This is a genomic window from Pseudomonas sp. GXM4 (assembly GCF_008923895.1).
GTDB lineage: Bacteria > Pseudomonadota > Gammaproteobacteria > Pseudomonadales > Pseudomonadaceae > Aquipseudomonas > Aquipseudomonas atacamensis.
In genome coordinates this window covers 1-11,686 of the sequence record NZ_WBRZ01000181.1, presented here as the reverse complement: position 1 = coordinate 11,686, position 11,686 = coordinate 1, and the positions used below count along the sequence as shown (strand labels likewise).

12 protein-coding genes are annotated in these 11,686 nt (G+C 62.9%); 6 read left to right on the top strand and 6 right to left on the bottom strand.

The genetic code is table 11. The features are described from left to right. Positions 1 to 60 precede the first annotated feature (60 nt). From F8N49_RS19825 to F8N49_RS19815, 3 genes are all read right to left on the bottom strand, one after another. Positions 61 to 1,443, bottom strand: coding sequence for an MFS transporter (locus tag F8N49_RS19825; protein WP_122751757.1), 1,383 nt, complete (start codon positions 1,441 to 1,443; stop codon positions 61 to 63). Between the two features lie 127 nt (positions 1,444 to 1,570). Continuing rightward, positions 1,571 to 2,305, bottom strand: a complete 735-nt coding sequence (locus F8N49_RS19820; protein ID WP_122748099.1) for a helix-turn-helix transcriptional regulator — start codon at positions 2,303 to 2,305, stop codon at positions 1,571 to 1,573. A 317-nt stretch (positions 2,306 to 2,622) separates the two neighbouring features. After that, positions 2,623 to 3,552: a LysR family transcriptional regulator gene (locus F8N49_RS19815; RefSeq protein WP_151552223.1), complete on the bottom strand. Its 930-nt coding sequence runs from the start codon at positions 3,550 to 3,552 to the stop codon at positions 2,623 to 2,625. Between the two features lie 119 nt (positions 3,553 to 3,671). On the opposite strand from F8N49_RS19815, the gene F8N49_RS19810 reads away from it, so the two are divergent. The 3 genes from F8N49_RS19810 (at position 3,672) to F8N49_RS27945 (ending at position 5,337) form a co-directional block, all read left to right on the top strand. Then, positions 3,672 to 3,965 (top strand): putative quinol monooxygenase, encoded by a 294-nt coding sequence (locus tag F8N49_RS19810; protein WP_151552221.1) that lies wholly within the window; start codon positions 3,672 to 3,674, stop codon positions 3,963 to 3,965. A gap of 32 nt (positions 3,966 to 3,997) precedes the next feature. Then, positions 3,998 to 5,011 carry a zinc-binding alcohol dehydrogenase family protein gene (locus tag F8N49_RS19805; RefSeq protein WP_122691789.1) on the top strand — a complete coding sequence of 338 codons (1,014 nt, stop codon included), beginning with the start codon at positions 3,998 to 4,000 and terminating at the stop codon, positions 5,009 to 5,011. A 152-nt stretch (positions 5,012 to 5,163) separates the two neighbouring features. Beyond that, the gene (locus tag F8N49_RS27945; protein WP_016771823.1) at positions 5,164 to 5,337 is read left to right on the top strand and encodes a hypothetical protein; all 174 of its coding nucleotides are present in this window, start codon (positions 5,164 to 5,166) and stop codon (positions 5,335 to 5,337) included. Positions 5,338 to 5,355: 18 nt separating this feature from the next. Here the strand turns inward: F8N49_RS27945 and F8N49_RS19800 are convergent, their stop codons facing one another. Then, on the bottom strand, positions 5,356 to 6,552 hold the full coding sequence (locus F8N49_RS19800; protein WP_016771824.1) for a multidrug effflux MFS transporter: 1,197 nt from the start codon (positions 6,550 to 6,552) through the stop codon (positions 5,356 to 5,358). Positions 6,553 to 6,639: 87 nt separating this feature from the next. Further along, positions 6,640 to 6,837, bottom strand: coding sequence for a cation transporter (locus F8N49_RS19795; RefSeq protein WP_039764069.1), 198 nt, complete (start codon positions 6,835 to 6,837; stop codon positions 6,640 to 6,642). A 148-nt stretch (positions 6,838 to 6,985) separates the two neighbouring features. On the opposite strand from F8N49_RS19795, the gene F8N49_RS19790 reads away from it, so the two are divergent. The 3 genes from F8N49_RS19790 to cueR all read left to right on the top strand — a co-directional run bounded on the left by F8N49_RS19790 (position 6,986) and on the right by cueR (position 10,381). Further along, positions 6,986 to 7,369, top strand: coding sequence for a hypothetical protein (locus F8N49_RS19790; RefSeq protein ID WP_073471844.1), 384 nt, complete (start codon positions 6,986 to 6,988; stop codon positions 7,367 to 7,369). 208 nt (positions 7,370 to 7,577) lie between these two features. Then, positions 7,578 to 9,971 carry a copper resistance metal-translocating P1-type ATPase CueA gene (gene cueA / locus F8N49_RS19785; RefSeq protein WP_151552219.1) on the top strand — a complete coding sequence of 798 codons (2,394 nt, stop codon included), beginning with the start codon at positions 7,578 to 7,580 and terminating at the stop codon, positions 9,969 to 9,971. Then, positions 9,968 to 10,381 (top strand): Cu(I)-responsive transcriptional regulator, encoded by a 414-nt coding sequence (cueR, locus tag F8N49_RS19780; RefSeq protein ID WP_016771827.1) that lies wholly within the window; start codon positions 9,968 to 9,970, stop codon positions 10,379 to 10,381. Before cueA ends, cueR begins: the two co-directional genes overlap by 4 nt. Here the strand turns inward: cueR and F8N49_RS19775 are convergent. After that, positions 10,335 to 11,543: an MFS transporter gene (locus F8N49_RS19775; RefSeq protein WP_151552217.1), complete on the bottom strand. Its 1,209-nt coding sequence runs from the start codon at positions 11,541 to 11,543 to the stop codon at positions 10,335 to 10,337. The two genes, cueR and F8N49_RS19775, sit on opposite strands and share 47 nt — an antisense overlap. Between the last annotated feature and the right edge of the window lie 143 nt (positions 11,544 to 11,686).

Below are 11,686 nucleotides of genomic sequence, written 5' to 3'. Positions count from 1 at the left end.
CATAGATGTTGAATTTGCTGGCCCCATCGCGGGCAAGCCCGCTCCCACAGGGTACTGCGTTTATTTGAATAGCTGCGCTTCGGTCAGCTCTTCCAGGGTCTTGCCCCGCGTCTCCATCCCGAACAGCCACACCACGCCCGCCGCAATCGCAAAGCACGCCGCGCCCAGCGCGAACACCCCGCCCTGCCCGGTAATCGGGAACACCAGCCCGGTCACCAGTGGCCCGAGCAGTGAGCCGACGCGGCCGATGGCTGAGGCGAATCCCGAGCCGGTTGCCCGCGCTGAAGTCGGATACAGCTCCGGCGTGTAGGTGTAGAGCACCGCCCACATGCCGAACAGAAAGAACTGCATCAACAAGCCGGTGCCGATCAGCAACGCCACGTTGCCGCCGAACACCGCGCTCTGCCCGTACAGAAACGCCATCACCCCGCCGCCGAGCAGGGTGACGATGCACACCGGTTTACGCCCCCAACACTCGACCAGCCACGCCGCCATGAGGAAGCCGGGAATCCCGCCGAGCGAGATCAGCACCGTGTAGTACACCGACTGCGTCACGGCGAAACCCGACTGCTGCAGCAATGCGCTGAGCCAGGAAGTCAGCCCGTAGAAACCCAGCAATGCGAAGAACCACAGACTCCAGATCATCGTTGTGCGCTGGCGATATTGCGGCGACCAGATCTGCTTGAGCGCCGAGAAGAAATTGCCCGGTGGCGTCACCGTGCGTGGCAAACGAACCGGTTCCGGCAAGGCTGCACCGCCCAGCGAAGCACGCACCCGCGCTTCAATGCCGCTCAACACTTTGTCCGCGTCGGCGTCACGCCCGGCCTGTTCCAGCCAGCGCGGTGACTCGGGAATGAAAAAGCGGATCGCCAGGACAAACACCGCCGGCACCGCCAGTACCAGGAAGATATCGCGCCAGCCAATCAGCGGCAGCAGGAAGTACGAGAGCACGCCCGCTGCGACAAACCCCAGCGGCCAGAAGCCGTCCATCAGGGCGATGTAGCGCCCGCGTCGTTGTGCCGGAATCAGCTCCGAGAGCATCGATTGCGCGATGGGAAACTCCATACCCATGCCGATTCCGAGCAGGATGCGAAACAGCGTCAGCGTCTCCACCGTCTGCGCCGTCGAACACAGGTAACTGGCCACGCCCCACAACACGATGCTCCACTGAAACACCGGTTTGCGCCCGAAGCGGTCGGCGAGCATTCCCGACAGCGACGCCCCGAGCACCATGCCGAAGAAGCTCGAACTGGCCAGCAACCCCGCTTGCGCACTGCTCAGGCCGAACTCGGCTTTGATCGAGCCGAGCAGGAAAGTCATCATCGCCAGATCCATGGAGTCGAAGAAAAACGCCAAGGCAATGATGATGAAAATGACGCGGTGATAACCGCTGAGCGGCAGCCGTTCCAGGCGCTCAGCCGCACTAAAGCGTTGTGTATTCATGTTGTGCTCCCCCATCCGGAAAATCCCCGGATCGAGTGTGCGCGATGGTCATTCGGAGGTCGTACTGGATGCGACCTGTTCACAGCCGTGGACGACGTCAGCCTTCAGCTCATCGCCGAGCAACGCTCTAGAACGCTGTTTCCAGCTCGGTTTCCTTGGCAAAGCGATGGATTTCGCGCTGGCCGGTGGCGGTCAACTGCAAGGCGCGGGAGTCGTTGGGCAAGGTCAGCCAGCCGGACTGCATGAACAACTGCAACAGCGCCGCGCCCAGTGAGCCGCCCATGTGCGGACGGCGCTCGCTCCAGTCCGGGCAGGCGCAGGCGACCTGCACGTTGCGGTGGGCCAGGGCCTGGATGAACACACCGCGCTGGGCCAGTCGGGTGGAGCCCTTGTGCGTCACCACCACCCGCTGCTCAAGCTGTTCGATCCAGCCGGCATCGAGCAGGCGCTGATACAGGTCGGCCGCCAAAGTACCGCCCAGATGATCGTCGCAGAACCGCGCACGCAACAGCGAAGACGGCGCCGCCTGTGGTCTGACCATGGGAGCCGTGCGTTTCAGCGCCTCAGGGATTTGCCGTGGCGCGCTGGCAATGGTGGCGCTGGCCAGTGCTTCGATCGCCGCGCCGATTTCCGGTGCCGCCAGGCGAAAGAAGCGTTTGCGCCCACGCATTTCGATGTTCAACAGCCCCCCTGCGGACAGGCGTCCCAGATGGGCACTGGCCGACGACGGCGAGAGCCCGGCCAGCAGCGCCAGCTCTTCGGCTTGCCGGGCCGAGCCATCCATCAACGCCCACATCATCGCGCTGCGCTTGGGGTCGGCCAGCAATGTCGCGATCTGGCTGATGCACGGTGCATGTTCCATATGTTCACTCCCTGTTGAATCGTATCGTCTACCGCTCGGAGACATCCTGGCCGGTTATGGGGCATCGGCCAACACGCGAAAATCGCCCGGGATCGGTGGCAAGGGATGCCACCGACACCAGCTGCTCCGGCACACAACCTGGCAGCAGAAGTAGCAACCGTCACCAAAAGCCGGCAACGCGTTACGGGGTCTGCGCGCCGGGTGTCAGTGCAGGCATGAGGCGGGCGCTAGTATAAGCGGGTTAAGCCAGACGTCCTGCGCCTGGGCCTGGGCAGGTGGCGATTGTTCCTGACAGAAATTTCTCTAATTGCCTGCGACTAATGATCAACTTTGAGGAAACCGGGAAATTGGCTACTCAATTCGGCGCATCGGCTGGCGAGCATCTCCCTCAACAGGTTCACCGGCTTACTCAACTGGGCGCGATGGGCGCACAACAGATTCAGCGGTGCGCGCTCACACAGCAGTTCCGGCATCAGCACTTTGAGGCGTCCGGCGAGCACATCGGCGCCGACGTCGAGCCAGGATTTGTAGGCGATACCGGCACCGGCAAGCGCCCATAGCCGCACGACGTCGGCGTCATCGCTGAAGCGGTCGCCACTCACGGTCAGGCCGACTTCGCGTTTGCCATCGTGAAAACTCCAGTGGTCGTGGACGCGGCTGCCGAGCATGTACAAAAGGCAGTTGTGCTGGGCCAGTTGCTCGAGCTGGCGCGGTTCGCCATGCCGGGCCAGATAGTCCGCAGATGCGCACAACACGCGGCGATTGTGTGGCGCGATGGGCAAGGCGATCAGGCTGGAATCTTCCGGCTCGCCGTAGCGCAAGGCGATGTCCACCGGTTGCCGGAACAGATCGGCGATGCGGTCGCCAAGCAGCAGGCGCACCGTCAGTTTCGGGTGTTCACGCTGGAACGCGTCGAGCCACGGCAGCAGCAGATTGCGACCGAAATCCGAGGGTGCTGACAGTTGCAAAGTCCCGCTGACCTGATCCTGACCGCTGGCGAGCAGGCGACGCCCTTCGTCGAGATTGCTCAGGGCGGCGCGCGCATATTCGAGGAAGCCTTCGCCCTCGGCGGTGAGGCGCAGGCTGCGGGTCGAACGCGCCAGCAGCCGTGCACCGAGTTGTTGCTCGATGCGCTTCAACGCCGCGCTGGCCACCGCTGCAGACATGTCCATCACCCGTGCCGCCGCCGACAGGCTGCCCAGATCTGCCGCGCGAACAAACAACTGCAAGTCATCAAAACGCAGCATGCGCAGCCTCGATTATCAAAAAGATATTGAAAGAGACTGCTCTTTTAGCCGGTTTTATCGCGCAGAGAAATAGCCAATCATGGCCTCCATCGAATTCATTCCGATTCTGGAGTCCACGCATGTCCCAGCCCTTTACCGCTATCGCCACCCTGACCGCTAAATCCGGCCAGCAGGACGTTCTCGAACAGGCGCTGCGTGCCCTTGTCGAACCGAGCCGCGCCGAGCCCGGTTGTGGCCAGTACGACCTGCTCCGCGACCTTGCCGATCCACGGGTTTTTTATGTCATCGAACAGTGGGCCAGTGACGAGATTCTTGAGACGCACAACGCCAGCGCGCATTTTCAGAAGTTTCAGGCCAGCGCCGGCCACACCATCGAACACTTCCAGCTCAAACGCCTCGGCAAAATTGCCTGATTCCTCCTTCTATCAACTGTACGGAGCCACTTATGAAAGCCATTGCCTATTACGCTTCCCTGCCGATCAGCGACGCCAAGTCCCTGCAAGACATCGAACTGCCAGAACCGGTCGCCGGCCCGCGCGACCTCTTGGTGGAAGTCAAAGCCATCTCGGTCAACCCGGTCGATACCAAAGTGCGGCAGAACGTGGCGCCGGAAAACGGCGCGGCGAAAGTGCTGGGCTGGGACGTTGCCGGTGTGGTCAAGTCGGTCGGCAGCGACGTCACCCTGTTCAAGGCCGGTGACAAGGTCTTTTACGCCGGTTCGATTGCCCGGGCCGGTGGCAACAGCGAGTTACACGTGGTCGATGAGCGCATCGTCGGTCACATGCCCAAGTCCCTCGGTTTTGCCGAAGCCGCCGCGCTGCCGCTGACCGCGATCACTGCGTGGGAATTGCTTTTCGAGCGCCTGCAAATCAGCGAGGGCAGCAACGATGAAGGCCAGAGCCTGCTGATCGTTGGTGCGGCGGGCGGCGTGGGCTCGATCCTCACTCAATTGGCCAAGCAATTGACCGGCCTGAAAGTCATCGGCACTGCCTCCCGTGCGCAAACCCGTGACTGGGTCAGCGCACTCGGTGCCGATCTGGTCATCGATCACAGCCAGCCGCTGAGCGAAGAATTGAAACGCGCCGGCATCACCAGCGTGACCCACGTCGCCAGCCTGACCCAGACCGACCAGCATCTGGCGCAACTGGTCGAAGCCCTCGCGCCGCAAGGCAAGCTGGCGCTGATCGACGACCCGAAGTCCCTCGACATCAGCCTGCTCAAGCGCAAGAGCCTGTCGCTGCACTGGGAGTTCATGTACACCCGCTCGCTGTTCGAAACGCCGGACATGATCGAACAGCACAAGCTGCTCAACCGCGTCGCCGAACTGATCGACGCCGGCACTTTGAAGACGACTTTGGGCGAGCACTTCGGTGTGATAAACGCGGCCAACTTGCGCCGCGCCCATGAACTGCTGGAAAGCGGCAAGGCCAAGGGGAAAATTGTTTTAGAAGGTTTCTAAAAAAATAAAGCCTCGCAACCGCTCGTGATGCCAGAGCGGTTGCGGGGCTTTTTGCCGTCAGTCGGTTGCTTGACCCTTGTCACAATTGCGCGGGTATCGGGGTCTACAATCGAAGCCTCTGCGATACATCTTTTACGCAAGGGAGGTCAGCAATGAAGATCCTGATAAAAGAAGTGGCAAAGTCCCAATGGCAGGTGCGTCTGGACCAGCACGTAGTGACCTTTCGCAGTGAAGCCGAGGCTCTGGCCTTCACTCGCACCCTCGAAGCGCGACTCTGCGCGCCCCACCGAATCCCCGAACCCAGCCAGCAGCGCGCCGCCGGCTGAGCTTTCCAGGCAGAGCGTTCAGACCTGGGCTTGCGCCAACGCCCGGGCATTCTGCAAGCGCCGGGTGAGCAGCGCGACGCTCACCACCAGCAGACCGCACAGGCTGATGACCATGGCCATCGGCACGGCGCTGCCATCGTGCAACACCCCCACCAACGCGGCGGCACCGGCGGCGATGCTGAATTGCAGGCAACCGAGCATTGCCGATGCACTGCCGGCACGGGCGCCCTGGCCGTTCATTGCGCAAGCCGAGGCGTTGGGAATGATGCAGCCGAGGCTGGCAATGCAGATGAACAGCGGAATCAGCAACGGCCACAACGCCTCTGGACGCATCGCGCCGACCGCCAGCAGCGTCAGCCCGGCGAGGAAGTACACCCACACCGCGCGCACCAGCAAGAACGCCGGGCCACGCTTGGCCAGCAGACGCGCATTGACCTGCGCCACCAGAATGAAACCCGCCGCATTGGTGCCGAACAGCCAGCCGAAGTGCTCGGCGGGTACACCGTAGAGCTTGATGAACACAAACGGTGAGCCAGCGATGTAGGCGAACATGCCGGCGATCGCGATGCCACCGGTCAGGGCATGGCCCAGATAGACCGAGTCCTTGACCAGTCGCGCGTACTGGCGCAATGCACCGGACAACGGCTGGCGCGGCACGTGGGCCGGCATGCTTTCCGGCAGCCCCAACGCCACCGCCAGACCCGCCGCCGCACTGAACCCGGTGAGCACCAGAAAGATCGACTGCCAACCCGTGGTGTTGACCAGCAGCCCACCGAGCATCGGCGCCAGAATCGGCGCCAGGCCCATCACCAGCATCAACTGGGAAAACACCTTCGCCGAGCCCACCGCATCGCACTTGTCGGCGACCACCGCACGGGAAATCACCATGCCCGCACAACCACCGAGTGCCTGGACGAAACGCGCGCCAATCAGCCATTCCAGGCTCGGCGCGTAGGCGCAGGCCAATGACGCCAGGGTAAACAGGGCGACACCGCTGAGCAGCGGAAGTCGCCGGCCGAAACGATCGGAAATCGGTCCGTAAGCCAGTTGGCCCAGCGACAGACCGAGGAAGTACGCCGCCAGCGTCAGCTGGACATGCTGCTCATCGGTGCCGAACGCCAGCGCCATGGCCGGGAAGGCAGGCAAATAGAAGTCGATCGCCAAAGGACCGAAAGCGCTCAAGGCGCCGAGTATCAAAATCGTGCGGAAGTTCATCAGGCATCCAGGTGGGCAAGTCGCAGCCCGACAGTCTAGCCGCGCCCGGACGCCTTGAACATTCCGATAGCTCGCTAACGATCAATTTCAGACGAGCTTCACCTCATAACCCTCTTCGCGGATCGCTTCGATCACCTGGTCGGCACTCAGCACGCTCTCGACGCCGACTTCCTTGGCCGCCAGATCGACGCGCACGCTGGCCGCCGGATCCAGCGCCTGCACCGCAGTGGTGATGGCTTTGACGCAATGACCGCAGGACATGCCTTGAACGTTGAACACTTGCATGGGAAGACTCCTTTGAGTGAGGTTGCCGGCAGTCTCGAGCTTGCCACGATGGCAAGGTCAAGTTCTGCGAAAAACTGCCGGGCTGGCAATCGGCGTCGCGCTCGGCCAAGCTGCATGCATCAATGACTGGAATTCAGGAGATTCAGCCATGCGCTGGTCAGCTTTGGGCCTGTTTGGCTTGCTCAGCCTTTTCGCCGCCATCCCGCAGGTGCAAGCCGCCGGCGAGGATTACGCGGTACTGATCATTTCCCGCGAGCGCCTCGAAGTGGCGACCTCGTGCGAAATCGGCGTGTACATCCAGGACCAGCTCTCGGCGCGCCTGTTCCAGGAGCAGAGCACTTCGTTCAACCTGCCGCCGGGCAAGGTTTCGCTGCGCCTGAAACTGCTGCCGGGCCAGGCACCGGGTTGCAATCCCGGCATGCTCGCACCGGGTTCGCAGGAAGTCGTGCTGCACGCCGGGGATGTGCTGAAGTTCCGCCTGGCGATGAATGCCGAAGGCGTGTACCTGAAACCTGCAGGCCTCGGTTACTGAGCAGACACCCGATCCGTCGCCGATCGTTCCCACGCTCTGCGTGGGAATGCAGCCATGGACGCTCTGCGTCCCGAAGCGTGACGCGGAGCGTCACAGGAGGCATTCCCACGCGGAGCGTGGGAACGATCAACATCTTGCGGAATGGTGCTTGACCTTGCCCGCATGGCAAGGTTGATCCTGTAGTCATCCACTACAGGGAGCGCGACCGATGTCCGAATCCACCACTTTCGATCTGCCGATTGCCGGCATGACCTGCGCCAGTTGCGCCGGGCGTGTCGAGCGGGCGCTGCGCAAGGTCAGCGGCGCCAGTGCCGTCAGCGTCAACCTCGCCACCGAACAGGCCCGGGTGCAGGCACCCGGCGACAGCCTGCCGGCGCTGATGCAAGCTGTGGAGCGCGCCGGTTACAGCGTGCCCCGGCAAACTGTCGAATTGAGCATCGACGGCATGACCTGCGCGTCCTGCGTCGGTCGCGTCGAACGTGCCCTGAACAAAGTCCCAAGCGTGAGCAGCGTCAGTGTCAATCTGGCCAACGAACGTGCGCACATCGAATTGCTCGGCCAGGTCGATACGCAAACCCTGCTCGACGCGGTGAGCAAGGCCGGTTACTCGGCCAGCGTCTGGCAAGCCGAACGGCCACAGTCCGATGACCAGCAAAAACGCCTGCACCGCGAGCGCTGGGCATTGATCTGTGCGATCGCCCTTGCTCTGCCGTTGGTGTTGCCGATGTTGCTGCAGCCGTTCGGCATTCACTGGATGCTCCCGGCCTGGGCGCAATTCGCCCTCGCCACCCCCGTGCAATTCATCTTCGGCGCACGCTTTTATGTGGCGGCGTGGAAAGCCGTGCGCGCCGGCGCCGGCAACATGGACCTGCTCGTCGCCCTCGGCACCAGCGCCGGTTATGGCCTGAGTGTCTATGAATGGGCCAGCGCCGCCGGACGCATGCCGCATCTGTATTTCGAGGCCTCGGCGGTGGTCATCGCTTTGGTGTTGCTCGGCAAATATCTCGAAAGCCGCGCCAAACGCCAGACCGCCAGCGCCATTCGCGCTCTTGAAGCGTTGCGGCCGGAGCGCGCTATTCAAGTCATCGACGGGCGTGAGCAGGACGTTGCGATCAGCGCCCTGCGCCTCGACGATCTGGTGCTGGTCAAACCCGGCGAACGCTTCCCGGTGGATGGCGAAGTCGTCGAAGGCCAGAGCCACGCCGACGAAGCGCTGATCAGTGGCGAAAGCCTGCCAGTGCCGAAACAACCGGGCGACAAGGTCACCGGCGGCGCGATCAATGGCGAAGGTCGTTTGCTGGTACGCACCCAGGCGCTCGGCGCGGAAACCGTGCTGGCGCGGATCATTCGTCTGGTCGAAGACGCGCAAGCGGCGAAAGCGCCGATCCAGAAACTGGTGGACAAGGTCAGCCAGATTTTCGTGCCGACCGTATTGCTGATCGCCTTGGCCACGCTGATCGGCTGGTGGCTGTACGGCGCACCGCTGGAAACTGCGGTGATCAATGCCGTCGCCGTACTGGTGATCGCCTGCCCGTGCGCCCTCGGCCTCGCCACCCCGACGGCGATCATGGCCGGCACTGGCGTCGCCGCGCGTCATGGAATTCTGATCAAGGACGCCGAAGCGCTGGAGCGCGCCCATGAAGTCAGCAGTGTGGTGTTCGACAAGACCGGCACGCTGACCTCGGGTACGCCGCGTATCGCGCACTTCAGCGCGGTCGATGGTGACGAAAACAATCTGCTGACCTTGGCCGGTGCGTTGCAGCGCGGCAGCGAGCATCCTTTGGCCAAAGCCGTGCTGGATGCCGCCGCCGAACGCGGCTTGAACGTGCCCGATGTCAGCGACAGCCAGTCGCTGACCGGACGCGGCATCGCCGGCACGCTGGATGGCCGGCGCCTGGCGCTGGGCAATCGGCGGATGCTCGACGAAAGCGCCTTGAGTGCCGGTGAATTGAGCACATCCGCCGAAGCGTGGGAACGCGAAGGCCGCACATTGTCGTGGCTGATCGAACAAAGTCCTCAGCCGAAGGTGCTGGGTCTGTTCGCCTTCGGTGACACGCTGAAACCCGGCGCTCTGCAAGCTGTGCAACAACTTGCCGCGCGGGATATCCAGAGCCACCTGCTGACCGGCGACAATCGCGGCAGCGCACGGGTGGTGGCCGAGGCCCTGGGCATCCGCAGTGTTCACGCCGAAGTGCTGCCTGCCGACAAGGCCGCGACCGTCGCCGAGCTGAAGAAAACCGGCGTAGTTGCCATGGTCGGCGATGGCATCAACGACGCCCCGGCCCTCGCCGCTGCCGACATCGGCATCGCCATGGGCGGCGGCACCGACGTCGCCATGCATGCGGCCGGCATCACCCTGATGCGCGGCGATCCGCGACTGGTGCCGGCGGCGCTGGAGATCAGTCGCAAGACCTACGCAAAGATTCGCCAGAACCTGTTCTGGGCCTTTGTCTACAACCTGATCGGCATTCCGTTGGCGGTGTTCGGCTTCCTCAATCCGGTGCTGGCCGGTGCGGCGATGGCGCTGTCGAGCGTCAGCGTTGTGGGCAATGCGCTACTGTTGAAAACCTGGAAACCCAAGGACCTGGAGGAACACCGATGAACATCGGCCAAGCGGCCCGGCAGAGTGGCCTGAGTGCAAAAATGATCCGCTATTACGAATCGATCGGCCTGCTCAAAGCGGCCAATCGCACCGACAGCGGTTACCGCGTGTACGGCAGCGATGACCTGCACACGCTGGCGTTTATCAAGCGCTCGCGGGATCTGGGCTTTTCCCTGGAAGAGGTCGGCAAGCTGCTGACCCTCTGGCAGGATCGCCAGCGCGCCAGCGCCGATGTGAAAGCACTGGCGCGCCAGCACATCGACGAGCTGAACCAGAAGATCCGCGAGCTCGGCGAGTTGCGCGACACCCTGCAGGATCTGGTCGAGCATTGCAGCGGCGACCATCGCCCGGACTGCCCGATCCTCAAGGAGCTGGCGTCGGGCTGCTGCGCGCAACCCGCCCGCGCCTGATCCGCAGCAGCGTCACCACGCCCAAGGTGCCGAGGGGAATGCCGTGGAACAGCATGACCACGGCCCCCGGCGTCCACCACGCATAGAACGGCGCAGCGACCAACATGCCGATGCCGAAACCGCTCATCTGCAGCAAGGTCAGCACACTGAAAATCGGCAGGCGCAACGCCGCAGGTTCCCGTTGCAGCCGTGACATCAGGCTGACTTCGGAAACCCCGTCACCAAGCCCGGCCGGCAAGGCGAACAGCAGCAGCCCCACGAGGCTGTGCTGCTGGAACATCAGAATGAAACCGCAGGACATCAGCGCCACACCGCAGAAAAATCTTCTTTCGAGGTGGCTGTTCTCCGAACCTTTCAGGTGACTGGCGATGCGTGCGCCGAGCAGTTTGCCGCTGGCCCATACCGCAAGCGCCAGGCCCAAGGTCGTACTCGCCGCCTCGGGCGTGAGCAGTTTCGAAATGATCGGGAAGCCGACGTTATGCGCGGCACTGCCCAAGGTGTCGGCCATGGTCACCGCGAGCATGGCCGCGACCACAGGCGCCGAACGCAGGCCCTGCCGCAGCGCAAACCATTCACCGCGTTGCGGCTGTTCGCTGACATCGTTTTTTTCGAAACGCAGCGGCACGATCAGCAGCGCCGCGAGCACATAGGTCAGCGCATTGAGGGCGAAGACCGTTTCAAAACCAAAAGCAGCCACCAGCAACCCCGACACCAGACTGCCGCCGACCATCGCCGCAGAAGAAGCTGAAGTGATCCAGGCATTGGCCTTGAGCAATTGCGCCGGCGCGATCAAACGCGGCAACTGGCTGTTGAGGCCGATGGCGAACATCGAATTGCCCAGGCCGAGGCCGAAGGCAATCAACGGCAACAGCCATGCCTGCTGACTCGCCGGTGTGATCAACAGCAGCCCCAGCAGTGCGGCGCGCAACAGATCAAAAGCAATCAGCGGCGCGCGGCCCTGCCAGCGTCGGTAGAAGCGCGTGCCGATCAGACTGGCGAAGATTCCGCCACCGACACGGCTGGCAAGGAAAACGCCGACGCTCATGGCGCTGTTGCTCAGCAGGTAGACGTAGGTGGCCAGCGCGACCATGTTGAGGAAGGCGCCGAAATCGGAGATCAGCCGGGCGGTTACGATCAGGTGGATGTTGCGTGGGGTGGTCACATTCAGTCCTTGAGTGTGGTTGGAGCGCTGGACAGTAGACGCGAATAAGCCAGGATCCGAAAGCCCCCTCACCCTAGCCCTCTCCCAAAGGGAGAGGGGACCGATCGGGGGATATTTGGGAGATACACCGACCTGAACGTTTT

What these genes read in the sequence shown, in the direction of transcription:
- F8N49_RS19825 (WP_122751757.1), bottom strand. Translation starts at nt 1,443, where the DNA reads ATGAATACACAACGCTTTAGTGCGGCTGAGCGCCTGGAACGGCTGCCG.
- F8N49_RS19820 (WP_122748099.1), bottom strand. Translation starts at nt 2,305, where the DNA reads ATGGAACATGCACCGTGCATCAGCCAGATCGCGACATTGCTGGCCGAC.
- F8N49_RS19815 (WP_151552223.1), bottom strand. Translation starts at nt 3,552, where the DNA reads ATGCTGCGTTTTGATGACTTGCAGTTGTTTGTTCGCGCGGCAGATCTG.
- F8N49_RS19810 (WP_151552221.1), top strand. Translation starts at nt 3,672, where the DNA reads ATGTCCCAGCCCTTTACCGCTATCGCCACCCTGACCGCTAAATCCGGC.
- F8N49_RS19805 (WP_122691789.1), top strand. Translation starts at nt 3,998, where the DNA reads ATGAAAGCCATTGCCTATTACGCTTCCCTGCCGATCAGCGACGCCAAG.
- F8N49_RS27945 (WP_016771823.1), top strand. Translation starts at nt 5,164, where the DNA reads ATGAAGATCCTGATAAAAGAAGTGGCAAAGTCCCAATGGCAGGTGCGT.
- F8N49_RS19800 (WP_016771824.1), bottom strand. Translation starts at nt 6,552, where the DNA reads ATGAACTTCCGCACGATTTTGATACTCGGCGCCTTGAGCGCTTTCGGT.
- F8N49_RS19795 (WP_039764069.1), bottom strand. Translation starts at nt 6,837, where the DNA reads ATGCAAGTGTTCAACGTTCAAGGCATGTCCTGCGGTCATTGCGTCAAA.
- F8N49_RS19790 (WP_073471844.1), top strand. Translation starts at nt 6,986, where the DNA reads ATGCGCTGGTCAGCTTTGGGCCTGTTTGGCTTGCTCAGCCTTTTCGCC.
- cueA (WP_151552219.1), top strand. Translation starts at nt 7,578, where the DNA reads ATGTCCGAATCCACCACTTTCGATCTGCCGATTGCCGGCATGACCTGC.
- cueR (WP_016771827.1), top strand. Translation starts at nt 9,968, where the DNA reads ATGAACATCGGCCAAGCGGCCCGGCAGAGTGGCCTGAGTGCAAAAATG.